General features: G+C 68.6%; 21 protein-coding genes. 13 read left to right on the forward strand and 8 right to left on the reverse strand.

The genetic code is table 11. From position 1 onward, the window contains the following. Positions 1-75: 75 nt before the first annotated feature. Positions 76-1,011, reverse strand: coding sequence for a CAF17-like 4Fe-4S cluster assembly/insertion protein YgfZ (gene ygfZ / locus RA210_RS03135; protein WP_136488789.1), 936 nt, complete (start codon positions 1,009-1,011; stop codon positions 76-78). 121 nt (positions 1,012-1,132) lie between these two features. On the opposite strand from ygfZ, the gene RA210_RS03140 reads away from it, so the two are divergent. Both RA210_RS03140 and RA210_RS03145 read left to right on the forward strand, forming a co-directional pair. Further along, positions 1,133-1,390: an FAD assembly factor SdhE gene (locus tag RA210_RS03140; protein WP_136488790.1), complete on the forward strand. Its 258-nt coding sequence runs from the start codon at positions 1,133-1,135 to the stop codon at positions 1,388-1,390. After that, positions 1,374-1,844, forward strand: coding sequence for a protein YgfX (locus RA210_RS03145; RefSeq protein ID WP_136488791.1), 471 nt, complete (start codon positions 1,374-1,376; stop codon positions 1,842-1,844). The genes RA210_RS03140 and RA210_RS03145 overlap by 17 nt, the downstream gene beginning before the upstream one ends. Here RA210_RS03145 and nadB read toward each other — a convergent pair. Beyond that, positions 1,829-3,448 (reverse strand): L-aspartate oxidase, encoded by a 1,620-nt coding sequence (nadB, locus tag RA210_RS03150; RefSeq protein ID WP_136488792.1) that lies wholly within the window; start codon positions 3,446-3,448, stop codon positions 1,829-1,831. The genes RA210_RS03145 and nadB overlap by 16 nt on opposite strands. Positions 3,449-3,778: 330 nt before the next feature. Between nadB and rpoE the strand changes: the two genes are divergently transcribed. The 11 genes from rpoE (at position 3,779) to pdxJ (ending at position 13,228) form a co-directional block, all read left to right on the forward strand. Further along, on the forward strand, positions 3,779-4,360 hold the full coding sequence (gene rpoE, locus RA210_RS03155) for an RNA polymerase sigma factor RpoE (protein ID WP_136488793.1): 582 nt from the start codon (positions 3,779-3,781) through the stop codon (positions 4,358-4,360). A gap of 29 nt (positions 4,361-4,389) precedes the next feature. Next, entirely contained in the window at positions 4,390-4,944 is a 555-nt protein-coding gene (locus RA210_RS03160) for a sigma-E factor negative regulatory protein (protein WP_201485365.1), read from the forward strand. A gap of 7 nt (positions 4,945-4,951) precedes the next feature. Further along, positions 4,952-5,419, forward strand: coding sequence for a SoxR reducing system RseC family protein (locus RA210_RS03165; RefSeq protein ID WP_136488795.1), 468 nt, complete (start codon positions 4,952-4,954; stop codon positions 5,417-5,419). Positions 5,420-5,464: 45 nt separating this feature from the next. Further along, positions 5,465-6,889: a DegQ family serine endoprotease gene (locus RA210_RS03170; protein ID WP_136488796.1), complete on the forward strand. Its 1,425-nt coding sequence runs from the start codon at positions 5,465-5,467 to the stop codon at positions 6,887-6,889. 156 nt (positions 6,890-7,045) lie between these two features. Further along, entirely contained in the window at positions 7,046-8,845 is a 1,800-nt protein-coding gene (gene lepA, locus RA210_RS03175) for a translation elongation factor 4 (protein ID WP_136488797.1), read from the forward strand. A gap of 4 nt (positions 8,846-8,849) precedes the next feature. Continuing rightward, positions 8,850-9,704, forward strand: a complete 855-nt coding sequence (gene lepB / locus RA210_RS03180) for a signal peptidase I (protein WP_201485366.1) — start codon at positions 8,850-8,852, stop codon at positions 9,702-9,704. Positions 9,705-9,737: 33 nt separating this feature from the next. Continuing rightward, positions 9,738-10,115: a DUF4845 domain-containing protein gene (locus RA210_RS03185; RefSeq protein WP_136488799.1), complete on the forward strand. Its 378-nt coding sequence runs from the start codon at positions 9,738-9,740 to the stop codon at positions 10,113-10,115. Then, positions 10,112-10,801 carry a ribonuclease III gene (gene rnc / locus RA210_RS03190; protein ID WP_136488800.1) on the forward strand — a complete coding sequence of 230 codons (690 nt, stop codon included), beginning with the start codon at positions 10,112-10,114 and terminating at the stop codon, positions 10,799-10,801. Before RA210_RS03185 ends, rnc begins: the two co-directional genes overlap by 4 nt. Further along, complete coding sequence (gene era, locus RA210_RS03195) at positions 10,794-11,696, forward strand: GTPase Era (protein ID WP_136488801.1); 903 nt, start codon at positions 10,794-10,796, stop codon at positions 11,694-11,696. The genes rnc and era overlap by 8 nt, the downstream gene beginning before the upstream one ends. A 94-nt stretch (positions 11,697-11,790) precedes the next feature. Further along, positions 11,791-12,489 (forward strand): DNA repair protein RecO, encoded by a 699-nt coding sequence (gene recO, locus RA210_RS03200; protein WP_136488835.1) that lies wholly within the window; start codon positions 11,791-11,793, stop codon positions 12,487-12,489. Then, positions 12,482-13,228, forward strand: coding sequence for a pyridoxine 5'-phosphate synthase (gene pdxJ / locus RA210_RS03205; RefSeq protein ID WP_136488802.1), 747 nt, complete (start codon positions 12,482-12,484; stop codon positions 13,226-13,228). Before recO ends, pdxJ begins: the two co-directional genes overlap by 8 nt. 123 nt (positions 13,229-13,351) lie before the next feature. Here the strand turns inward: pdxJ and cmoB are convergent, their stop codons facing one another. The 6 genes from cmoB to putA all read right to left on the reverse strand — a co-directional run bounded on the left by cmoB (position 13,352) and on the right by putA (position 22,823). Beyond that, entirely contained in the window at positions 13,352-14,329 is a 978-nt protein-coding gene (cmoB, locus tag RA210_RS03210) for a tRNA 5-methoxyuridine(34)/uridine 5-oxyacetic acid(34) synthase CmoB (protein WP_201485367.1), read from the reverse strand. After that, complete coding sequence (gene cmoA, locus RA210_RS03215) at positions 14,326-15,069, reverse strand: carboxy-S-adenosyl-L-methionine synthase CmoA (protein WP_201485368.1); 744 nt, start codon at positions 15,067-15,069, stop codon at positions 14,326-14,328. Before cmoA ends, cmoB begins: the two co-directional genes overlap by 4 nt. Before the next feature lie 64 nt (positions 15,070-15,133). Continuing rightward, positions 15,134-15,703, reverse strand: a complete 570-nt coding sequence (locus RA210_RS03220; protein ID WP_201485369.1) for a hypothetical protein — start codon at positions 15,701-15,703, stop codon at positions 15,134-15,136. A gap of 86 nt (positions 15,704-15,789) precedes the next feature. Then, complete coding sequence (locus tag RA210_RS03225) at positions 15,790-16,197, reverse strand: protease inhibitor I42 family protein (RefSeq protein ID WP_201485370.1); 408 nt, start codon at positions 16,195-16,197, stop codon at positions 15,790-15,792. A gap of 107 nt (positions 16,198-16,304) precedes the next feature. After that, positions 16,305-18,707 carry an endopeptidase La gene (gene lon, locus RA210_RS03230; protein ID WP_201485371.1) on the reverse strand — a complete coding sequence of 801 codons (2,403 nt, stop codon included), beginning with the start codon at positions 18,705-18,707 and terminating at the stop codon, positions 16,305-16,307. 180 nt (positions 18,708-18,887) lie between these two features. After that, positions 18,888-22,823, reverse strand: a complete 3,936-nt coding sequence (gene putA, locus RA210_RS03235) for a trifunctional transcriptional regulator/proline dehydrogenase/L-glutamate gamma-semialdehyde dehydrogenase (RefSeq protein WP_201485372.1) — start codon at positions 22,821-22,823, stop codon at positions 18,888-18,890. Positions 22,824-22,835: the final 12 nt, after the last annotated feature.

The following is a 22,835-nucleotide window of genomic DNA, read 5'->3' on the forward strand; positions in this document are numbered from 1 at the left end:
CCATGTCAGGCGAATGAATTCGCCCCTACAGGGATCGCCCGCTGCAGCGAAGCCTCTGGCCCCGGCCTGGGCGGCTCAGCGCTGGATGTCGCGGTCGGCGTCGATCGTGTAGGGCAGCTCGAGCAGCTGCAGCGCCGGGCCTTCCAGACTGCCCAGGTGCAGGCGGCCGTCCTCGACGGCGTTGTCCTGCAGCACGGCGAGCAGCTCGATGCCGCCGTCGCTGCGCGCGGCCAGCGCCACTTCGCCCACCGAGCTGGCGTGCACCGGCGAGAACAGCTCGCTGCCGGGCGCCGGCAGTTCGCCGCCGTCCAGCCGCAGGCGGTACAGGCGGCGCTTGAGGCGGCCGAGGTACTGCATGCGCGCGACGATTTCCTGGCCGGTGTAGCAGCCCTTCTTGAAGCTGACGCCGCCGAGGCTCTGCAGGTTGAGCATCTGCGGGATGAACAGCTCGCGGGTCGCGCCGAACACCTGGGCGACGCCGGCGCGCACCTGGCTCAGCAGCCAGTCGTTGAGGCTGCCCTCGGGCAGGTGGGCGGCAAGGCGCTGGTGCAGGCCGTCGGCCGCGCTGACGGGCACCCACAGCTCGGCGCGTTCGCCCGGCAGGCGCACGGCGAGCAGCTCGCCGTGGCGGGCGACGCTGCCGTCGGCGCTCGGCAGGTCGACGCCGAGGGCGAGCAGGGCGCCGTCGCCCCGGCTGAGGCCGAAACGCACCCAGGCCGCGCTCTCGTCGGCCAGCTGGGCCTTGAAGAACACCGCGTACTTCTTCAGGTCGGCCAGCTGCGGCTCGATCAGCTCGCGGGCCATGGCCAGGGCGAAGCCGTCGGCCAGCGGCACGATGCGGAAGCTCGACAGCATGCGGCCCTTGGGCGTGCAGCGCGCGCCCAGGCTGCTGGTCTCGGCGTTCAGGTAGTTGAGGTTGCAGGTCAGCTGACCCTGGAGGAACTTGGCGGCATCCACGCCGTGGACGGCGAGAACCCCCTCGTGGTCGAGCGAGCAGAAGAATGCGGACATCGTGTCGGTTGCCGGTGCGAAGGTCGGGGCGGCCATCATAGAGCGCCCCGCCGACTCTTGTCAGCGGGCTGGCGGCATCGGAGGCCCTCGCTATAATGCCGCGATTGCCGAGGAGGCCGAGATGACCGAAGAAAACATCGAACTGAAACGACTGCAGTGGGAATGCCGCCGCGGCATGCTGGAGCTGGACGTGCTGTTCAAGCCGTTCCTCGACGAGGCCTACGCCCAGCTGGAGGCGGTCGACCAGGAGCGTTTCCGCAACCTGCTCAAGTGCGAGGACCCGGACCTGTTCAGCTGGTTCATGGGCTACAGCCAGCCCGAGGACGCCGACCACGCGCGCATGGTGCGCATGATCCTGGACCGTGTCCAGCCGAAGTGAGCCCTTCGAGTGCCACTGGCGCCCGTCGCGGCGCCTGCTGGCGCTCTATCTGCTGAGCCTGGGGCTGGCCGTGCTGGCCCTGGCGCTCGCCGCCATCCCGGGCTGGGCGCAGGCCGCCGGCCTGCTGTTCTGCCTGGTCCACGCCGCCTGGATCCTGCCGCGCGCCATCCTGCTCAGCCACCCGAGTGCCTTCACCGCCCTGCGCCATGACGGGCGTGGCTGGCAACTGCGCAATGCCGCCGAGGGCTGGGTGGCGGTGCAGCTGCGCCCGGGCAGCCTGGCGCTGCCGCAGGCGGTGGTGCTGCAGTTCCGCCGGCCGGGACAGTGGTTCGCCCGCGGTCTGTGCATTCCGGCCGACAGCCTGTGCCGCGACCGGCATCGCCGTCTGCGCGTGCGCCTGAAGTTCGCCCGCCGGCGCTGGGCGCCGGTGGGCGAGGCTCAGTCGGGCAGGTAGCCCGGCGGCACCAGGATGGTGTCGCCGGCCTTGGGCAACTGGCCGGGGTAGTCGAGGGTGTAGTGCAGGCCGCGGCTCTCGCGGCGCAGCATGGCCGACTGGATCATCAGCTCGGCGACCAGCGCCAGGTTGCGCAGCTCGATCAGGTCGCGGCTGACCCGGTAGTTGCTGTAGAACTCGTGGATCTCGCTCTGCAGCAGGCGCACGCGGTGCTGGGCGCGCTGCAGGCGCTTGTTGGTGCGCACGATGCCGACGTAGTCCCACATGAAGCGCCGCAGTTCGTCCCAGTTGTGCGCGATGATCACGTCCTCGTCGGAGTCGGTGACCTGGCTGGCGTCCCAGCTCGGCAGCGCATGCGGCATGCCGACCCGTTCCAGCTGGCTGACGATGTCGGCGGCGGCCGCGCGGGCGTAGACGAAGCACTCCAGCAGCGAGTTGCTGGCCAGGCGGTTGGCGCCGTGCAGGCCGGTGAAGCTGGTTTCGCCGATGGCGTACAGGCCGGGCACGTCGGTGTGGCCGCGGCTGTCGACCACCACGCCGCCGCAGGTGTAGTGCGCCGCCGGCACCACCGGGATCGGCTGGCGGGTGATGTCGATGCCGTAGCCCAGGCAGCGCTCGTAGACGGTGGGGAAGTGCGTCTTGATGAACTCGGCCGGCTTGTGGCTGATGTCCAGGTACACGCAGTCGATGCCGAGGCGCTTCATCTCGTGGTCGATGGCGCGCGCGACTATGTCGCGCGGCGCCAGTTCGCCGCGGGCGTCGAAGCGGTCCATGAAGCGCTCGCCGCCCGGCAGGCGCAGCAGGCCGCCCTCGCCGCGCAGCGCCTCGGTGATCAGGAAGTTCTTCGCCTGCGGGTGGTACAGGCAGGTGGGGTGGAACTGGTTGAACTCCAGGTTGCCGACCCGGCAGCCGGCGCGCCAGGCCATGGCGATGCCGTCGCCGCAGGTGCCGTCCGGGTTGCTGGTGTACAGGTAGACCTTGGCCGCGCCGCCGGTGGCCAGCACCACGAAGCGTGCGCGGTAGGTGTCGACCTCGCCGCTGTTGCGGTTGAGCACGTAGGCGCCGAGGCAGCGGCGGCCCTTGCCGCCGAGCTTGCGTTCGGTGATCAGGTCGACCGCCACGCGCTGCTCGAGCAGTTCGATGTTCGGGCACTGGCGGGCGCGGGCCAGCAGGGTGTTGAAGATCGCCGTGCCGGTGGCGTCGGCGGCATGGATGATGCGCCGGTGGCTGTGGCCGCCCTCGCGGGTCAGGTGGAAGGCGAAGCCGCGCTCGCCGTCGTGGTGCTCCTCGTCGCGGGTGAAGGGCACGCCCTGGTCGATCAGCCACTGGATCGCCTCGCGGCTGTGCTCGACGGTGAAGCGCACCGCGTCCTCGCGGCACAGGCCGGCGCCGGCGGTCAGGGTGTCCTGCACGTGCGACTCGATGTCGTCGCTGTCGTCCAGTACCGCCGCCACGCCGCCCTGGGCCCAGTAGGTGGAGCCGCCGGCGAGGTCGCCCTTGCTCAGTACGGCGATGCGCAGGTGGTCCGGCAGGTTGAGGGCGAGGGACAGGCCGGCGCCGCCGCTGCCGATGACCAGTACGTCGTGCTGAAAGTGTTGGCTCATGTGCGCCGTTCCGCTGGTAGATCGCTCCCTAGTATATAGAAGCCCCCGGCGGCACAATATAAGTGAACTTGAGCAATCATCTGCGTTCTTACCGAGGTTGCCCTGCCCGCGCGCGCCACTGGCTGTCGCTGCCTGGGCCTGCGTTCCTCGCGTGGCAGAGTCAGCCGTGCGCGGCGCCATCGGCGCCGCGTCCGTTTTTTTCGTCCCCGGGCCGAGCGGTCGCGGGAAAGGTGTCCGCGAAGGCGAACTTTTGTGCAGGGCCCGGGTCTATTCAACCAGACCGGATGTACTGGGCCGCACAGCTCTCCGCGGACGTTTGAAGGAGCTTGAATGCAAACCCAGGAACCGGATCAGCAACTGGTCGAGCGGGTCCAGCGTGGTGACAAGCGCGCGTTCGATCTGCTGGTGCTCAAGTACCAGCACAAGATTCTCGGGCTGATCGTGCGCTTCGTGCACGATCCCCAGGAAGCCCAGGACGTGGCGCAGGAGGCCTTCATCAAGGCGTATCGCGCGCTGGGCAACTTCCGCGGCGACAGCGCCTTCTACACCTGGCTGTACCGCATCGCCGTGAACACGGCGAAGAATCACCTGGTGGCGCGCGGGCGGCGCCCGCCGGACACTGACGTCAGCGCCGAGGATGCCGAGTTCTTCGAAGGCGATCACGCCCTCAAGGATCTCGAGACGCCGGAGCGCGCCCTGCTGCGCGATGAGATCGAGGCCACTGTGCACCGGACCATCCAGCAGCTGCCCGAGGACCTGCGCACGGCGCTGACCCTGCGCGAGTTCGAGGGGCTGAGCTACGAGGACATTGCCACCGCCATGCAATGTCCGGTGGGTACGGTGCGCTCGCGGATCTTCCGCGCGCGTGAAGCGATCGACAAGGCCCTGCAGCCGCTGCTGCACGAGGGCTGAAAGCCGGCGAAAGCCAAGAGGGTAATACCATGAGTCGTGAAGTCCTGGATGAGTCGGTGTCCGCCGTCATGGATGGCGAGGCTGATGAGCTGGAACTGCGGCGCGTGCTCGCGGCAGCCGGCGAGGATGCGGCCCTGCGCGAGCGCTGGGCGCGCTACCAGCTGGCCCGTGACGTGATGCACAGGCAGGCCGTGCTGCCGAAGCTGGATCTGGCAGCCGCGGTGTCGGCGGCCATCGACGCCGAAGACGCCGCGGCACCGGTCGCCAGGCCGGCGCGCTCCTGGCGCCATCTGGGCCGCTTCGCCGTGGCTGCCTCGGTGACCCTGGCGGTGCTGGCCGGCGTGCGCTTCTACAACAGCCAGGACGAAACCGGCATGGCGCCGCAGATGGCCGAGCAGAGCGTGCCGGTACAATCGTCCCAGCAGAAGCTGGCGCCGATCGCCGCAGCGCCGACGGACGCGCAGCTGGTGAGCTACCCGGCCGGCGCGGTGCAGGCCGAGCCCGCCAAGCCGGCCCAGCCGGACGACCTGATTCGCAGCGTGCCGCCGCAGCCGGCTGCCGAGGCTGCGGGCGCCGGGCGCTGAGGTCGGCATGCTCGAGGAGCCGGGGCGGGTCGTCGCGGTCGAGGACGGAGCGGTGTGGGTGGAGACCCTGCGCCGCAGCACCTGCAGCGCGTGCTCGGCGAACGCCGGCTGCGGGCAGGGCCTGATGGAAAAGCTGGGGGTCGGCCAGAAGCGCGGCTACGTGCGCGCACTGACCGATCTGCGGTTGGCGGTGGGTGACGGGGTGGTGATCGGCATTCGCGAGGATCTGCTGGTACAGAGCTCCCTGCGGGTCTACCTGCTGCCGTTGCTGGGGCTGTTTGCCGGTGCAATGCTGGCACAGTGGTTGGCGCTGGCCGAGTCTTTTGTCATTCTCGCCGCTCTGGGCGGATTCCTCGCGGTCTGGTGGCTGGTGCGCAGGCACAGCCGGCAGGACGTGGACGATCCGGCCCGACAGCCGGTCGTGCTGCGTGCCGAGCTGGCGGTCTGTGCGGTGCCGCCGGCGGAGAACGGCTGATCCCGGTTGGTCTTGAAGGTTGATCTCAAAGGGAGTCCAAGATTCATGCGTACCCTGAAACGCGCCATGCTGTCGCTGGCTGCGCTGCTGGCGATGGCCCAGGCACTGGTGGCCCATGCGCAGTTGCCGGAATTCACCGAGCTGGTCGAGCAGGCCTCGCCGGCCGTGGTCAACATCAGCACCCGGCAGAGCATGCCGGCCCAGGCCGCCGGCCTGCCGCCGCAGATGATGCCGGACCTGGAAGGCCTGCCGCCGATGTTCCGTGAATTCTTCGAGCGCAGCATCCCGCAGGTGCCGCCGGGACAGGCGCCGCGCAAGCGTCAGGCGCAGTCGCTGGGGTCGGGCTTCATCATTTCCAGTGACGGCTACGTGCTGACCAACAACCACGTGGTGGCCGACGCCGACGAGATCATCGTGCGCCTGTCCGACCGCAGCGAGCTGGAAGCCAAGCTGGTCGGCGCCGATCCACGCACCGACGTGGCCCTGCTCAAGGTCGAGGGCAAGAGCCTGCCGACCGTCAAGCTCGGCAAGTCGGACGAACTCAAGGTCGGCGAGTGGGTGGTGGCCATCGGCTCGCCGTTCGGCTTCGACCACTCGGTGACCGCCGGCATCGTCAGCGCCAAGGGGCGCAGCCTGCCCGACGAGAACTACGTGCCGTTCATCCAGACCGACGTGGCGATCAATCCGGGCAACTCCGGCGGTCCGCTGTTCAACCTGGACGGCGAGGTGGTCGGCATCAACTCGCAGATCTTCACCCGCTCCGGCGGCTTCATGGGCCTGTCGTTCGCCATCCCGATCGACGTGGCGATGAACGTGGCCGAGCAGCTCAAGGCCGAGGGCAAGGTCAGTCGCGGCTGGCTGGGCGTGGTGATCCAGGAAGTGAACAAGGACCTGGCCGAGTCCTTCGGTCTGGACAAACCGGCCGGTGCGCTGGTGGCCCAGGTGCTGGAAGGCAGCCCGGGCGCCAAGGGCGGCCTGCAGGTGGGCGACGTGATCCTGGCGCTGAACGGCCAGCCGATCGTGGTGTCCGCCGACCTGCCGCACCTGGTCGGCACCCTCAAGCCGGGCACCGAGGTGGAGCTGGACGTGGTCCGCGAAGGCGAGCGCAAGCGCCTGAAGCTGGCCGTCGGCGCGCTGCCGGAAGAGGGCGAGGCGATCGCCTCCACGGGCAAGGACGATGCAGCGCGCAGCAGCAACCGCCTGGGGGTGACCGTGGTCGACCTCAGCGCCGAGCAGAAGAAGGCCCTGGAAGTGGAGGGCGGTGCGCTGATCCGCGAGGTGCAGAACGGCCCGGCGGCGCTGATCGGGCTGCGACCGGGCGACGTGATCACCCATCTGAACAACGAGTCGATCGACTCGGCGAAGACCTTCGCCAAGGTCGCCGAGGCGCTGCCGAAGAATCGCAGCGTGTCGATGCGCGTGCTGCGCCAGGGTCGCGCCAGCTTCATCACCTTCAAGCTGTCCGAGTGATCGACACTGCAGTGGCTGCGGGGGCGCTTCGGCGCCCCCGTTGCGTATGTGCTGCCGGGTGTCAAGCCGTGGGTGACGCCCGCCGAGGCGATACGCTAGAATTCACGGCTATTTTCGGCGGGCACAGCCCGCGCTCTCCTTTTGAGTGTTGAGCCCGTGAGTGATCTGAGCCATATCCGCAACTTCTCCATCATTGCCCACATCGACCACGGCAAGTCGACCCTCGCCGACCGCTTCATCCAGATCTGCGGCGGCCTGTCCGATCGCGAGATGGAAGCCCAGGTGCTCGACTCCATGGATCTCGAGCGCGAGCGCGGCATCACCATCAAGGCGCACAGCGTGACCCTGCACTACCCGGCGCAGGACGGCAAGACCTACCAGCTGAACTTCATCGACACCCCCGGCCACGTCGACTTCACCTACGAGGTCAGCCGCTCGCTGGCCGCCTGCGAGGGCGCGCTGCTGGTGGTGGACGCCGGCCAGGGCGTCGAGGCGCAGTCGGTGGCCAACTGCTACACCGCCATCGAGCAGGGTCTCGAGGTGATGCCGGTACTGAACAAGATGGACCTGCCGCAGGCTGAGCCGGAGCGGGTCAAGGAAGAGATCGAGCACATCATCGGCATCGACGCCACCGACGCCGTGGCCTGCAGCGCCAAGAGCGGCATGGGCGTGGTCGACGTGCTCGAGCGCCTGGTCGAGGTCATTCCGCCGCCCGAGGGCGAGATCGATGCGCCGCTGCAGGCGCTGATCATCGACTCCTGGTTCGACAACTACCTGGGCGTGGTGTCGCTGGTGCGCGTGCGCCACGGCCGGGTCAAGAAGGGCGACAAGATCCTGGTCAAGTCGACCGGCAAGGTCCACCAGGTCGACAGCGTCGGCGTGTACACCCCCAAGCACACCGCCACCGCCGACCTCAAGGCCGGCGAAGTGGGCTTCATCGTCGCCGGCATCAAGGACATCCAGGGCGCGCCGGTAGGCGACACCCTGACCCTGTCCAACACCCCGGACGTCGACGTCCTGCCGGGCTTCAAGCGGGTCAAGCCGCAGGTCTACGCCGGCCTGTTCCCGGTCAGCTCGGACGACTTCGAGGACTTCCGCGACGCCTTGGAGAAGCTGACCCTCAACGACGCCGCGCTGCAGTACGAGCCGGAAAGCTCTGACGCGCTGGGCTTCGGCTTCCGCATCGGCTTCCTCGGCATGCTGCACATGGAGATCATCCAGGAGCGCCTCGAGCGTGAGTACGACCTGGACCTGATCACCACCGCGCCGACCGTGGTGTTCGAGGTGGTGCTGAAGAACGGCGACATCGTCTACGTCGACAACCCGTCCAAGCTGCCGGACCTGGCGTCGATCGCCGAGATGCGCGAGCCGATCTGCCGCGCCAACATCCTGGTGCCGCAGGATCACCTGGGCAGCGTGATCACCCTGTGCATCGAGAAGCGCGGCGTGCAGCGCGACATGCACTTCCTCGGCAGCCAGGTGCAGGTCAGCTACGATCTGCCGATGAACGAGGTGGTGCTCGACTTCTTCGACCGCCTGAAGTCGGCCAGCCGCGGCTATGCCTCGCTGGACTACGGCTTCGACCGCTTCCAGGCAGCCAACCTGGTGCGCCTGGACGTGCTGATCAACGGCGAGCGGGTCGATGCCCTGGCGCTGATCGTCCACCGCGACAACGCGGCCTACAAGGGCCGCCAGCTGGTGGAGAAGATGAAGGAACTGATCCCGCGGCAGATGTTCGACGTGGCGATCCAGGCGGCCATCGGCGGTCAGGTGGTGGCCCGCTCGACGGTCAAGGCGCTCAGGAAGAACGTGCTGGCCAAGTGCTATGGCGGTGACGTAAGCCGCAAGAAGAAGCTGCTGGAGAAGCAGAAGGCCGGCAAGAAAAGGATGAAGCAGGTGGGCAGTGTGGAAATTCCGCAGGAAGCCTTCCTTGCCGTGCTCAAGGTGGACAGCTGAGGACATGACTCTGAACTTTCCGTTGCTGCTGGTGCTGGCCGTCGCCGTGTGCGGCGTGCTGGCGTTGCTCGACCTGCTGTTCCTCGCCCCGCGTCGCCGTGCCGCCATCGCCGCCTACCAGGGCAGCGTGAGCCAGACCGACCCGCAGGTGCTGCAGAAGCTGGCCCGCGAGCCGGTGCTGGTGGAATACGGCAAGTCGTTCTTCCCGGTGCTGGCGCTGGTGCTGGTGCTGCGCTCGTTCCTGGTCGAGCCGTTCCAGATCCCTTCCGGCTCGATGAAGCCGACCCTCGAGGTCGGCGACTTCATCCTGGTCAACAAGTTCTCCTACGGCATCCGCCTGCCGGTGGTGGACACCAAGGTGATCGAGATCGGCGAGCCGCAGCGCGGCGATGTGATGGTGTTCCGCTTCCCCAGCGATCCCAACGTGAACTACATCAAGCGCGTGGTCGGCCTGCCCGGCGATCATGTGCGCTACAGCAGCGACAAGCGTCTGTTCGTCAACGGTCAGCCGGTGGCCGAGCAGCTGATCGGCGACGAGCCGGGCAGCCTCGGCAGCGCCCGCCTGTTCAGCGAGAAGCTGGGTGCGGCGGAGCACCTGATCCGCAAGGAAATGCGCCGCTACCGTATCGAACCGGACCGCGAGTGGGTGGTGCCCGCAGGGCACTACTTCATGATGGGCGACAACCGCGACAACTCCAACGACAGCCGTTACTGGGATGATCCGGCCATCGCGCCCGAGCTGCACGGCATGGTTCCCGACCGCAACATCGTCGGCAAGGCGTTCGCCGTGTGGATGAGCTGGCCAGCTCCCAAGGTCGGCCATCTGCCGACCTTCGAGCGTGTCGGGCTGATCCACTGATGCACTGAACAGTTCACGGATACGAGGTTGATCATGGGATTTGCGCGTTCGCAGAAAGGTCTGTCGATGGTGAGCTGGCTGGTGGTCTTCTGCGTGGCGGCGTTCTTCGCCAGCGTGGCGTTCAAGGTCCTGCCGCACTACTTCGACTTCCTTTCCCTGCAGAAGATCGTCACCGGGGTGGAGAGCGAAACGGCTCTGGATATCCGCTCGCCCGGCGACTTCTATGCACACGTGAGCCGCGGCACCCAGGTCAACAACATCCGCGATCTCGACCTGCGCGAGGTGATGGACGTGCGCATGGAGAACAACGAGTTCTATGTCCATCTCAAATACGAGAAGCGCGAACCGCTGATCGAGAACCTTGACCTGGTCGTCCACTTCGACCGCGAATACCGTGTCCGTGCCCAGTGAGTAACCCTCTGCAACGACTCGAGCGCCAGCTCGGCTATCAATTCCAGGACCAGAACCTGATGGTCGTGGCCCTGACCCACCGCAGTTTCGCCGGCCGCAACAACGAGCGGCTGGAATTCCTCGGCGATGCCATCCTCAACTTCGTGGTCGGCGAGGCGCTGTTCAAGCGTTTCCCGCAGGCTCGCGAGGGCCAGCTGTCGCGCCTGCGCGCGCGGCTGGTCAAGGGCGAGACCCTGGCCCGGCTGGCCCGGGCCTTCGACCTGGGCGAGTACCTGCGCCTGGGCTCCGGCGAGCTGAAGAGCGGCGGTTTCCGTCGCGAGTCGATCCTCGCCGACGCCACCGAGGCGCTGATCGGCGCCATCTACCTGGACACCGGCATGGATTCGGCGCGCGACCGCGTGCTGGCCTGGCTGGAGCCCTACTTCGACGAGCTGACCCTGGTCGACACCAACAAGGATCCGAAAACCCGCCTGCAGGAATTCCTGCAATCGCGTGGCTGCGAACTGCCGCGCTACGATGTGGTGGATATCCAGGGCGAACCGCATTGTCGTACCTTCTTCGTCGAATGCGAAATTGCCCTGCTCAATGAAAAGACCCGTGGCCAGGGTGCCAGCCGCCGCATCGCCGAACAGGTGGCGGCCGCGGCAGCACTGGTGGCCCTGGGCGTGGAGAATGGCAATGACTGAATCCCAGGCCAGCCGCTGCGGCTACGTGGCCATCGTCGGCCGGCCGAACGTCGGCAAGTCGACCCTGCTCAATCACATCCTTGGCCAGAAGCTGGCGATCACCTCGCGCAAGCCGCAGACCACCCGCCACACCCTGCTCGGCATCAAGACCGAGGGGGCGGTGCAGGCGATCTACGTCGACACCCCCGGCATGCACAAGGACAACGACAAGGCGCTCAACCGCTACATGAACCGCAGCGCCAGCGCGGCGCTCAAGGACGTGGACGTGGTGATCTTCGTCGTCGACCGTACGCGCTGGACCGACGAGGACCAGATGGTGCTCGACCGGGTCAAGTTCGTCGAAGGCCCGCTGCTGCTGGTGGTCAACAAGATCGACCGCCTCGAGGACAAGGCCGAGTTGCTGCCGCACCTCAAGTGGCTGGAAGAGCAGCTGCCCAACGCGGAGATCGTGCCGATCTCCGCGCAGCACGGGCAGAACCTCGACACCCTTGAGCAACTGGTGGCCAAGCACCTGCCCGAAGGTGAGCACTTCTTCGAGGAAGATCAGCTGACCGATCGCAGCTCGCGCTTCCTCGCCGCCGAACTGGTACGCGAGAAGGTCATGCGCCAGCTCGGCGCCGAGGTGCCCTACCAGGTCACCGTGGAGATCGAGCAGTTCCAGCAGCAGGGCCGCGTGCTGCACATCCACGCGCTGATCCTGGTCGAGCGCGACGGGCAGAAGAAGATCATCATCGGCGACAAGGGCGAGCGCATCAAGCGCATCGGCCAGGACGCCCGCCGCGACATGGAAGAGCTGTTCGGCAGCAAGGTCATGCTCAACCTGTGGGTCAAGGTGAAGAGCGGCTGGTCCGACGACGAGCGCGCCCTGCGTTCTCTCGGTTACGGCGATCTCTGACCGACGATTGCCACCGTTCCGGTAGGGTGCGCCCTGCGCACCCGTGCCGTTGTCCTCGCTTTCGCCGGTGCGCATGGCGCACCCTACGGTCGACATGATCGCCGCCTCTCGTCCCGCCTTCGTCCTGCACTCCCGCCCCTACAAGGAAACCAGTGCCCTGGTGGACTTCCTCACCGCCGAGGGCCGCCTGCGCGCGGTGCTGCGCGGTGCGCGCGGCAAGAGCGGCAGCCTGGCGCGGCCGTTCCTGGCGCTGGAGCTGGAGCTGCGCGGGCTGGGCGAGCTGAAGACGGTGGCGCGCCTGGAGGCGGGCGGCATTCCCCATCTGCTGAGCGGCGACGCGCTGTTCAGTGGCCTCTACCTCAACGAACTGCTGGTGCGCCTGCTGCCGGCGGAAGATCCGCATCCCGCGCTGTTCGAGCACTATGCCGCGACCCTGGCCGCGCTGGCTGCCGGGCGGCCGCTGGAGCCGTTGCTGCGCGCCTTCGAATGGCGTCTGCTGGACGATCTGGGCTATGGTTTCGCCCTCGACCGCGACTGCCGGGGGCAGCCGGTCGAGGCCGCGGCGCTGTACCAGTGGCTGCCGGAGGTCGGTTTCCAGGTCATCGCGCAGTGGCAGCCCGGCCTGTTCCACGGCCGCGAGCTGCTGGCGCTGGCGGCGGCCGACTGGCAGACGCCGGGCGCCCTGGCCGCGGCCAAGCGGCTGATGCGCCAGGCGCTGGCGCCGCATCTGGGCGGTCGGCCGCTGGCCAGCCGCGAGCTGTTCATCAATCGCAAGGAGTCCCGTCGTGACTGAAGCCAACCGCATCCTGCTGGGTGTCAACATCGATCACATCGCCACCCTGCGCCAGGCGCGCGGCACCCGCTATCCGGACCCGGTGAAGGCCGCGCTGGACGCCGAGGAAGCCGGCGCCGACGGCATCACCGTGCACCTGCGCGAGGACCGCCGGCACATCCAGGACCGCGACGTGCGCGTGCTGGCCGAGGTGCTGCAGACGCGGATGAACTTCGAGATGGGCGTCACCGAGGAGATGCTCGCCTTCGCCGAGCAGATCCGCCCGGCGCACGCCTGCTTCGTGCCGGAAACCCGCCAGGAGCTGACCACCGAGGGCGGTCTCGACGTGCTCGGCCAGGAGGCGCGCATCAGGGCGGCGGTGGAGCGCCTGGCGGCGGTCAGCTGCGAGGTGTCGCTGTTCATCGACGCCGACCCGCGGCAGATCGAGGCGGCCGCACGCATCGGCGCGCCGGCCATCGAGCTGCACACCGGCCGCTACGCCGATGCCCACACGCAGGCGGAGATGGCCGCCGAGCTGGCGCGCATCCGCGACGGCGTCGAGTGCGGCCTGAGTCACGGCCTGATCGTCAATGCCGGCCACGGGCTGCACTACCACAACGCCGAGGCGGTCGCCGCCATCCGTGGCATCAACGAGCTGAACATCGGCCACGCCATCGTCGCCCATGCGCTGTTCGTCGGCTTCAAGCAGGCGGTGGCGGAGATGAAGGCGCTGATCGTCGCGGCGGCTGAGCGTCGCTGAGACCTGGGTTGATCGTGCCCACGCTCCGGCGTGGGCACGCATCCGGGGACGCTCTGCGTCTCATGGGCGCGGAGCGCCCAGGCCCGGGTTCCCATGCGGGAGCGTGGGAACCATCAACCTCTTCTACGGCTTGCGCGCCAGCAGCACGGCGCGCGTCGGCGCCGGCAGGCCTTCCACGGTGCGGCTGCGGTCCTGCGCATCGAGGAACTCGGGCAGCGACTGGAACTTCATCCACTCGGTGGAGCGCTGTTCCTCGACGCTGGTGACGCTGACGTCGACGCCGCGCACTTCACTGAAGCCGGCGCGGCGCAGCCACAGCTCCAGCGCCGGCACCGAGGGCAGGAACCAGACGTTGCGCATCTGCGCGTAGCGGTCCTCGGGGACCAGCACGGTGTTCACGTCGCCGTCCACCACCAGGGTCTCCAGCACCAGCTCGCCGCCGCGCACCAGGCAGTCCTTGAGCGCCAGCAGGTGGTCGATGGGCGAGCGGCGGTGGTAGAGCACGCCCATGGAGAACACCGTGTCGAAGCCTTCCAGCTTTTCCGGCAGCTCCTCCAGGGCCAGCGGCAGATGCCAGGCGGGCAGCTCGGGCAGGTAGTTCTTCATCGCCAGGAACTGGCAGAAGAACAGCCAGTTGGGGTCGACGCCCACCACGCAGTCGGCGCCGGCGCCGAGCATGCGCCACTGGTAGTAGCCGTTGCCGCAGCCGACATCCAGCACGCGCTTGCCGGCCAGGTCCAGGTGCGGGGCCACGCGCGTCCACTTCCAGTCCGAATGCCACTCGGTGTCGACGTGCACGCCGAACAGCTCGAATGGCCCCTTGCGCCAGGGGATCAGGCCCCTGAGCGCCTGTTCCAGCATGGCGCGTTGCCCGGCGCTGCAGGTGCCGTCGAGGAAGAACGCCTCGGCCAGTTCGCGGCGCTCGACCGCCAGCGGCGGCAGGGCATCCACCGCCGCCTGCCAGCGCGGCAGGTCGCCATGGCCGGCGGCCAGCTTGGCGGCCAGCAGGTCGGGCAGGGTGGCGGCCCAGGCGGCCAGCGGCGTGCCGCGCAGGCGGTCGAGCAGGGCGGGAAGGTCGGCGCGGGTGGCGAGGTCGGTCATGGCAGGGCGATCAGCGAGGCGAAGTTGAGACATTGGAACCAGGGAATGACTTTCGAGAAGCCGGCAGCGGCGAGGCGCTCGCGGTGCTCGGCGAGGCTGTCCGGCTTCATCACGTTCTCGATGGCGCTGCGCTTCTGGGCGATCTCCAGCTCGCTGTAGCCATTGGCGCGCTTGAAGGCGATGTGCAGATCGCCGAGCAGGGCGTGCTCCTCGGCATCCTCGAAGCGCAGCTTCTCGGAGAGGATCAGCGCGCCGCCGGGCAGCAGCGCCTGGCGGATGCGGGTGAGCAGGTCGAGGCGCTGCTCGCGCGGGATGAACTGCAGGGTGAAGTTCAGTGCCACCACCGAGGCGCTCTGGAACTCGAGCTGGCAGATGTCGGCCTCGAGCACCTCGACCGGCAGCAGTTCCTGGAACATCGAGTCCTGGGCGTGCAGGTACTCGCGGCAGCGCTCGACCATGGCGCTGGAGTTGTCCACCGCGACCACCCGGCAGCCCTCGGCCTGCACGTGGCGGCGCAGCGCCTGGCTGACTGCGCCGAGCGAGCAGCCCAGATCGTAGAGGGCGCTGTGCGGCTGGGCGAACTGCCCGGCGATCACCCCGAGGTTCTCGACGATGGTCGGATAACCCGGCACCGAGCGCTTGATCATGTCGGGGAACACGCGCACCACCGCCTCGTTGAACACGAAGTCGGCGACCTGTTCCTGGGGGGTGGCGTAGATGCGGTCTGGGGTCTGCTTCACGGCAGGCTTCCGGCATGGGAAAGCCGGCCATTCTAGCGGAGCGGCCGGGTCGCTCGCAGCCCCGTCACCTCAGCTGGTCGGAAAAGTACTCGCCGGCGCCCTGCAGCGGTCCCAGCGGGTTGCGCTCGACCTGCAGGCGGCGGATCTGCGGCTCGCCGTTGCTGACCTTGTGCACCAGGGTGTCGTCCACCAGCACGAACACCGCGCGGAACGCCCAGCCCCGCACCTCGCGGTTCTTGCGGAAGTTGAGCACGTCGGCCCAGAAGCTGCCGGTGCGCTGGGTGTCGGTCTGGTTGAACTCGAAGGCGTAGCCGCTGCAGCGCTCCTTGGCCTGCAGGCAGGTCACCAGGCTGTCCGGCAGGTAATCGATGGGCACGTTCGGCTGCACGAACATCATGCGCACGTCGAGGAACGACAGGGTGCGACCGTTGCCGTTGATCACCGGGTCGAAGCCGAGGGAGAACAGTTCGGGACGCCTGGTGACTCCGGGCTGCGCCTGCTGGTAGCGCCCCTCGGCATCCAGATAGTCGCGAAACGGTGAGACGATCTCGGCGCGCTCGCTGGGAAGCAGGCCGCTGCAACCGGAAAGCAGCACCAGCAGGGCCAGTGCATGCGGCCGCCCGTACAGGTTCATATTGCACCCCCACATGATGAAGCCTGTCCCTATTCCTATAGGCGATCTGGCAGGGGGGCGCTGCCTGGCGGGACGAGCGGCGAAGGTCAGCGGATGCTGATCCGGCAGGCGAAGGTCCGCTCCGCGGCCACGCCTTCTTCCCAGGGCCGTCGGTAGTCCAGGGTCAGTTGGCCCTCGCCGCGGCTGACGGCGCGGAAGCGCCAGGTCGACACCCCGGCGCTGCCCACCAGGCCGGCGTCCTCGGGGGTGGTGTAGACCTCCGGGCCGAGCAGGCGGAGCGCCGGAGCGCCGCTGTCGCGCAGTACCCAGCGAAAGCCGGTGGTGGGGTTGCTCGGCAGGCGCAGGTCGAACGTCTGGCCGGCGTGCAGTTCGAGCGGATCGCAGTGGCGCTGCTGGTCGTCCAGTTCCAGGGTGCCCGGCGCCTGGTGCGCGCAGGCGGCGAGCAGGGTGGTCGCCGCCAGCGGCAGCAGGTGCAGGGAGAAGCGGGGCGGCATGGGCAGGTTCCCGTGGCAGTGTGCTTGGGCATAGCCTAGCCGATGGATATGCACTTCCGCTTGCGGGCATCGCGGCGCGGTGGCGTGCAACCGCGCCGCGGCAGGGCTCACTCGGCGGGGAACAGCACCCTGGCGACGTCGGCGAAGCGCTCGGCGAAGTGCACGGTCAGGCCTTCCCTGAGGTAGTCCGGCAACTCCTCGAAATCGCCGCGGTTGGCTTCGGGGAGGATCAGCTCCCAGATCTTCTGCCGCCGCGCGGCAATCACCTTCTCGCGCACCCCGCCGATGGCCAGCACCTGGCCGGTGAGGGTCAGCTCGCCGGTCATCGCCACGTTCTTCTTCGGCGGCTGGTGGCGCGCCAGCGAGAGCAGGGCGCTGGCCATGCTGATGCCGGCGCTGGGGCCGTCCTTGGGCGTGGCGCCCTCCGGCACGTGCAGGTGGACGAAGGCCTGGTCGAAGAAGGTCGGGTCGCCCTTGAACTTCTTCAGGTGCGAGCTGACGTAGCTGTAGGCGATCTCCGCCGACTCCTTCATCACCTCGCCGAGCTTGCCGGTCAGCTTGAAGCCGCGGTTGAGGGTATGGATGAGCGTCGCCTCGATCGGCAGGGTGGCGCCGCCCAGGCTGGTCCAGGCCAGCCCGGTGATCACCCCGACGCCTTCCAGGTGCTTCTCCCGGCGGAACAGCGGCATGCCCAGGTAGTCCTCGAGATCCTTCGGGCCGACCCTGACCCTGGCCGCCGGATCCTCCAGCAGCTTCACCACCGCCTTGCGCACGACCTTGCCGAGCTGCTTCTCCAGCTGGCGCACCCCGGCCTCGCGGGCGTAGCCCTCGATCACTGCCTTGAGTGCGGCATCGCTGATCGCCAGGCGCTGCTTCGGCACGCCGGCCTTGTCCAGCTGGCGCGGCCACAGGTGGCGCTTGGCGATGGCCAGCTTCTCCTCGGCGATGTAGCCGGACAGGCGGATCACCTCCATGCGGTCGAGCAGGGGGGCCGGGATCGAATCGAGGGTGTTGGCGGTGCAGACGAACAGCACCTTGGACAGGTCCAGGCGCAGGTCCAGGTAGTGGTCGAGGAACTCGACGTTCTGCTCTGGATCGAGGGTCTCCAGCAGCGCCGAGGCCGGGTCGCCCTGGTAGCTGGCGCCCATCTTGTCGATCTCGTCGAGCATGATCACCGGGTTCATCACCTCGACTTCCTTGAGCGCCTGCACCAGCTTGCCGGGCAGCGCGCCGATGTAGGTGCGGCGGTGGCCCTTGATCTCCGCCTCGTCGCGCATGCCGCCGACCGAGAAGCGATAGAACGGCCGGCCGAGGGATTCGGCGATCGACTTGCCGATGCTGGTCTTGCCCACCCCGGGCGGGCCGACCAGCAGGACGATGGAGCCGGCGATCTCGCCCTTGAAGGCGCCGACGGCGAGGAACTCGATGATCCGCTGCTTGATGTCCTCCATGCCGGCGTGGTGCCTGTCCAGCACCTTGCGCGCGCGCGCCAGGTCGAGCCTGTCCTTGCCCAGCACGCCCCAGGGCACGCTGGTGGCCCAGTCCAGGTAGTTGCGCGTCACCGCATACTCCGGCGAGCCGGTCTCCAGCACCGACAGCTTGTTCAGCTCCTCGTCGATGCGTTTCTGCGCTTGCGCCGGCAGGGTCTTGCCTTCCAGGCGCTTGCGGAACTCCTCGGCATCGGCGCTCCTGTCGTCCTTGGTGATGCCCAGCTCCTTCTGGATCACCTTGAGCTGCTCGCGCAGGAAGAACTCGCGTTGGCGCTTGCCGATGGTGCTGTTGACCTCGGCGCTGATCTCGTTCTGCAGGCGCGCCACCTCCACCTCGCGGCGCAGCAGCGGCAGCACCTTCTCCATGCGCTTGAGCACCGGCACGGTGTCCAGCACCGCCTGCAGGTCGCTGCCCGGCGCTGTGGTCAGCGCCGCGGCGAAGTCGGTCAAGGGCGACGGGTCGTTGGGGCTGAAGCGGTTCAGGTAGTTCTTCAGCTCCTCACTGTACAGCGGATTGAGCGGCAGCAGCTCCTTGATCGCGTTGATCAGCGCCATGCCGTAGGCCTTCACCTCGTCGCTGGGATCGGCCGGCGTGCGCGGGTAGTCGACCTCCACCAGGTAGGGCGGCTTGCGGCTCAGCCAGCCGCGGATGCGCACCCGCGCCAGGCCCTGGGCGACGAACTGCAGGCTGTCGTCCTGCTTGCTGGCATGGTGCACGCGCACCACGGTGCCGTGCTCGGGCAGGCTGTCGGGGTCGAAGTCCTCGGCGCTCTCCGGGGGATTGTCCATGTAGAACAGCGCCACGCAGTGGTGGTCGGTCTTCGCCACGCGCTTGAGGGTTTCCGCCCAGTGCTCGGGGTTGACCATGATCGGCAGCACCTGGGCGGGGAAGAACGGCCGGTTGTGCACCGGCATGATGTACAGCTTGTCCGGCAGCGTCTGGCCCTGCAGCACCACACCGGTGTTGCTCGCGCCCTCGTCGGCGTCGACGATCTCGTGAGGGATATCCTGCTCGCTCATGAAGGGGTTCCTGCACAGTCGGGATTTGTGCCTACATGGGGCCGCGGGAGGGCATTTCAACCGTGCCGCCGGGCGGCGCGGGGCATGGGGGAGGGGCGGAGGGCGCCGGTGCAGGGTGCGGAGCCGGGCTGGAAGTGCGACCGCCGGCGCAAGGCCGGCGGTCGTAGGGGCGGGGTGGGATCAGCCGATGGTCATCAGGCTGGCGTTGCCGCCGGCGGCGGCGGTGTTGACGCTCAGAGCGTGCTCGATCAGCAGGCGCTCCAGCGGGATGTCGGTGTCGCCCCGGCCCAGGCCGTTGACGCCGACGATCGCCCCCGGGCGCTTGGCGGCCAGCTGGCAGACCTCGCGCAGCTGGTCGGAGTCGCCGTGGTGGATGATGGCGTCGAAGCCCAGCTCGCAGGAGGCCCAGTCGCCGACCAGCTGGATGCGCTGCTGGACCGCGAGGGGCAGCTGGGCGAGCAGCTTGCGGCTGGCGGCGTTGTCCGCCCACAGCACGCGACAGCCCACCGCGAGCACGGCGGCCAGCTGGGCGAGCAGGTCGCCTTCGTCGTCGGCCAGGCACAGCACCCGCTCGCGCGGCAGCAGGCTGTAGGTGTTGCGCTCGCCGGTCGGGCCGGTCAGCACCTGGGTCAGGCCGCTCTGCGCCAGGCTGGCGTAGCGCTCGGCCAGCGCGGCGAGTTCGGGCTGCTGCTTGCGCGCCCATTCCAGCAGGGCCGGGAAGGCCGGGCCGCGGGCGTCCGCGCGCTGCCCCTCGCCGTCCTGCAGCTGGCGGCTGACCGCGTCCTGCGGACGGGTGGCGAGCAGGCGGTACAGGTACAGCGGGCCGCCGGCCTTCGGGCCGGTGCCGGACAGGCCCTCGCCGCCGAACGGCTGCACGCCGACCACTGCGCCGACCATGTTGCGGTTGACGTAGAGGTTGCCGACGCGGGCCGAGTCGACCACCTGGGCGATGGTCTCGTCGATGCGGGTGTGCACGCCGAGGGTCAGGCCGTAGCCGCTGGCGTTGATCGAATCGAGCAGGGCGGCCAGCTCGGCGCGCGGGTAGCGCACCACGTGCAGCACCGGGCCGAAGATCTCGCGCTTGAGCTCGTCGAAGCTCTCCAGCTCGATCAGGGTCGGCATCACGAAGGTGCCGCGCCGGATGTCCGCGCCGTTGGCGCGCGACAGCTGGTGCACCTTGCGGCCCTTGTCGCGCATGGCCTGGATGTGCCGTTCGATGTTGGCCTTGGCCTCCTCGTCGATCACCGGGCCGATGTCGGTGTCGAGGCGCTCCGGGTTGCCCAGGCTGTACTCGGCCATGGCGCCCTTGAGCATCGACAGCACGCGGTCGGCGACGTCCTCCTGCACGCACAGCACGCGCAGGGCGGAGCAGCGCTGGCCGGCGCTGTCGAAGGCGGAGGCGATCACGTCGACCACCACCTGCTCGGTGAGCGCCGAGGAGTCGACGATCATGGCGTTCTGTCCGCCGGTCTCGGCGATCAGCGGGATGGTGCGGCCCTGGGCGTCGAGGCGGCCGGCGAGGTTGCGCTGGATGATCCCGGCGACCTCGGTGGAGCCGGTGAACATCACCCCGCGGATGCGCTCGTCGGCGATCAGCGCGGCGCCGACGGTCTCGCCGCGGCCCGGCAGCAGCTGCACGGCACCGGCCGGTACGCCGGCCTCGAGAAGGATGCGCACCGCTTGGGCGGCGATCAGCGGAGTCTGCTCGGCCGGCTTGGCCAGCACGGTGTTGCCGGCGGCCAGCGCCGCGGCCACCTGGCCGCTGAAGATCGCCAGCGGGAAGTTCCACGGGCTGATGCACACCACCGGGCCCAGCGGGCGGTGGCTGTCGTTGGAGAAGTGGTTGCGCGCCTGCGCGGCGTAGTAGCGCAGGAAGTCGACCGCCTCGCGCACCTCGGCGATGGCGTTGGCGAAGGTCTTGCCGGACTCGCGCACCAGCAGGCCCATCAGTTGCTGGATCTCGGCCTCCATCTGGTCGGCGGCGCGCTCCAGCACGGCGGCGCGCTCGGCCGGCAGGGTGGACTGCCAGATCTGCCCGCTGGACACCGCGCACAGCACGGCGCTGCGCACGTCCGCCACGCTGGCCTCGAACACCTGGCCGACCACGTCGCGGTGGTCGGCGGGGTTCCTCACCGGCTGCGCCTCGCCGGGCGCCGCGGCGTCGCAGCCGAGCAGCGGCTGGGCGCGGTACTCGTTGTTGACGCTGGCCAGCAGCGCCGAGGACAGCGAGCCGAGGCGGTGCTCGTTGGCCAGGTCGATGCCGCTGGAGTTGACCCGCGCCTCGCCGTACAGGGTGCGCGGCAGCGGGATGCGCGGATGCGGCAGGCCGAGGGTGCCTTCCTGGGCGGCCATCTGCTCGACCTGCACTACCGGGTCCTCGACCAGGTCCTTCAGCGAGATGCTGTGGTCGGCGATGCGGTTGACGAACGAGGTGTTGGCGCCGTTCTCCAGCAGGCGGCGCACCAGGTAGGCCAGCAGGGTCTCGTGGCTGCCCACCGGCGCGTAGATGCGGCACGGACGGTTCAGCTTGCCGTCGGCGACCTTGCCGACCACCTGCTCGTAGAGCGGCTCGCCCATGCCGTGCAGGCACTGGAATTCGTACTGGCCGGGGTAGTAGTTCTGCCCGGCGAGGTTGTAGATGGCCGCCAGCGAGTGGGCGTTGTGGGTGGCGAACTGCGGGTAGATCGACTGCGGCACGGCCAGCAGCTTGCGCGCGCAGGCGATGTAGGACAGGTCGGTGTACGGCTTGCGGGTGTACACCGGGAAGCCCTCCAGGCCCTCGACCTGGGCGCGCTTGATCTCGCTGTCCCAGTAGGCGCCCTTGACCAGGCGGATCATCAGGCGGTGGCGGCTGCGCTTGGCCAGGTCGATGACGTAGTCGATCACGTACGGGCAGCGCTTCTGGTAGGCCTGGATGACGAAGCCGATGCCGTTCCAGCCGGCCAGCGACGGTTCGAAGCACAGGCGCTCAAGCAGGTCCAGCGACAGCTCCAGGCGGTCGGCCTCCTCGGCGTCGATGTTGATGCCGATGTCGTACTGCCTGGCCAGCTGGGTCAGGCCGAGCAGGGTCGGGTACAGCTCCTCCATCACCCGCTCGTACTGGGCGCGGCTGTAGCGCGGGTGCAGCGCGGACAGCTTGATGGAGATGCCCGGGCCCTCGTAGATGCCGCGGCCGTGGGAGGCCTTGCCGATGGCGTGGATGGCCTGCTCGTAGGATGCCAGGTAGCGCTTGGCGTCCTCCTCGGTCAGCGCCGCCTCGCCGAGCATGTCGTAGGAGTAGCGGAAGCCCTTGGCCTCCAGGCTGGCGGCGTTGGCCAGCGCCTCGGCGATGGTCTCGCCGGTGACGAACTGCTCGCCCATCAGGCGCATGGCCATGTCCACGCCCTTGCGGATCACCGGCTCGCCGCTCTTGCCGATGATGCGGTTCAGGGCGGCGGTCATGCCGCTCTCGGTGTGGGTGGACACCAGCTTGCCGGTGATCAGCAGGCCCCAGCTCGCCGCGTTGACGAACATCGACGGGCTCTGGCCCAGATGCTGGCTCCAGTTGCCGTTGCTGATCTTGTCGCGGATCAGGGCGTCGCGGGTCGCCTTGTCCGGGATGCGCAGCAGCGCTTCGGCCAGACACATCAGTGCCACGCCCTCCTGCGAGGACAGCGAGAACTCCTGCAGAAGGCCCTGCACCAGACCCTGGCGGCCGCCGGCGCTCTTCTGGTTGCGCAGCTTCTCGGCGAGGTTCAGCGCCAGCTTCTGGCTGGCCTCGGACAGCTCGCGGGGCATGCGCGCCTGCTCGAGGAGCATCGGCACCGCCTCGGTTTCCGGGCGGCGGTAGGCGGCGGTGATCGAGGCGCGCAGCACCGACTGCGGCAGGATGCTCTCGGCGAAGTCGAGGAACACCTGCAGGCCCTGCTCGGTCAGCGCTTCCAGCGGCTCCTCGCCGGCGGCCACCGCCAGGCCGTTGTGCTCGGCCGGAGTCATGCCGCTCTCGATCTGCTCGAGGTAGCTGAAGATCGCCTGCTTGATCAGCCAGTGCGGGGTACGGTCGATGCGCTGGGCGGCCTGCTTGAGGCGTTCGCGGGTGGCTTCGTCGAGTTTGACGCCGAGAGTGGTGGTGGCCATGGCTTGTCCTAT

Origin of the sequence: Pseudomonas sp. OF001 (genome assembly GCF_904426495.1) — a bacterium.
Classification (GTDB): Bacteria; Pseudomonadota; Gammaproteobacteria; order Pseudomonadales; family Pseudomonadaceae; genus Geopseudomonas.

Excerpts from the sequence above, each read along its gene's own strand:
- cmoB (WP_201485367.1), bottom strand. The coding sequence starts at position 14,329 with ATGACCGACCTCGCCACCCGCGCCGACCTTCCCGCCCTGCTCGACCGC.
- RA210_RS03185 (WP_136488799.1), top strand. The coding sequence starts at position 9,738 with ATGGGATTTGCGCGTTCGCAGAAAGGTCTGTCGATGGTGAGCTGGCTG.
- nadB (WP_136488792.1), bottom strand. The coding sequence starts at position 3,448 with ATGAGCCAACACTTTCAGCACGACGTACTGGTCATCGGCAGCGGCGGC.
- RA210_RS03220 (WP_201485369.1), bottom strand. The coding sequence starts at position 15,703 with ATGAACCTGTACGGGCGGCCGCATGCACTGGCCCTGCTGGTGCTGCTT.
- RA210_RS03225 (WP_201485370.1), bottom strand. The coding sequence starts at position 16,197 with ATGCCGCCCCGCTTCTCCCTGCACCTGCTGCCGCTGGCGGCGACCACC.
- rpoE (WP_136488793.1), top strand. The coding sequence starts at position 3,779 with ATGCAAACCCAGGAACCGGATCAGCAACTGGTCGAGCGGGTCCAGCGT.
- recO (WP_136488835.1), top strand. The coding sequence starts at position 11,791 with ATGATCGCCGCCTCTCGTCCCGCCTTCGTCCTGCACTCCCGCCCCTAC.
- ygfZ (WP_136488789.1), bottom strand. The coding sequence starts at position 1,011 with ATGTCCGCATTCTTCTGCTCGCTCGACCACGAGGGGGTTCTCGCCGTC.
- putA (WP_201485372.1), bottom strand. The coding sequence starts at position 22,823 with ATGGCCACCACCACTCTCGGCGTCAAACTCGACGAAGCCACCCGCGAA.
- RA210_RS03160 (WP_201485365.1), top strand. The coding sequence starts at position 4,390 with ATGAGTCGTGAAGTCCTGGATGAGTCGGTGTCCGCCGTCATGGATGGC.
- lepB (WP_201485366.1), top strand. The coding sequence starts at position 8,850 with ATGACTCTGAACTTTCCGTTGCTGCTGGTGCTGGCCGTCGCCGTGTGC.
- RA210_RS03170 (WP_136488796.1), top strand. The coding sequence starts at position 5,465 with ATGCGTACCCTGAAACGCGCCATGCTGTCGCTGGCTGCGCTGCTGGCG.
- RA210_RS03165 (WP_136488795.1), top strand. The coding sequence starts at position 4,952 with ATGCTCGAGGAGCCGGGGCGGGTCGTCGCGGTCGAGGACGGAGCGGTG.
- RA210_RS03140 (WP_136488790.1), top strand. The coding sequence starts at position 1,133 with ATGACCGAAGAAAACATCGAACTGAAACGACTGCAGTGGGAATGCCGC.
- lon (WP_201485371.1), bottom strand. The coding sequence starts at position 18,707 with ATGAGCGAGCAGGATATCCCTCACGAGATCGTCGACGCCGACGAGGGC.
- era (WP_136488801.1), top strand. The coding sequence starts at position 10,794 with ATGACTGAATCCCAGGCCAGCCGCTGCGGCTACGTGGCCATCGTCGGC.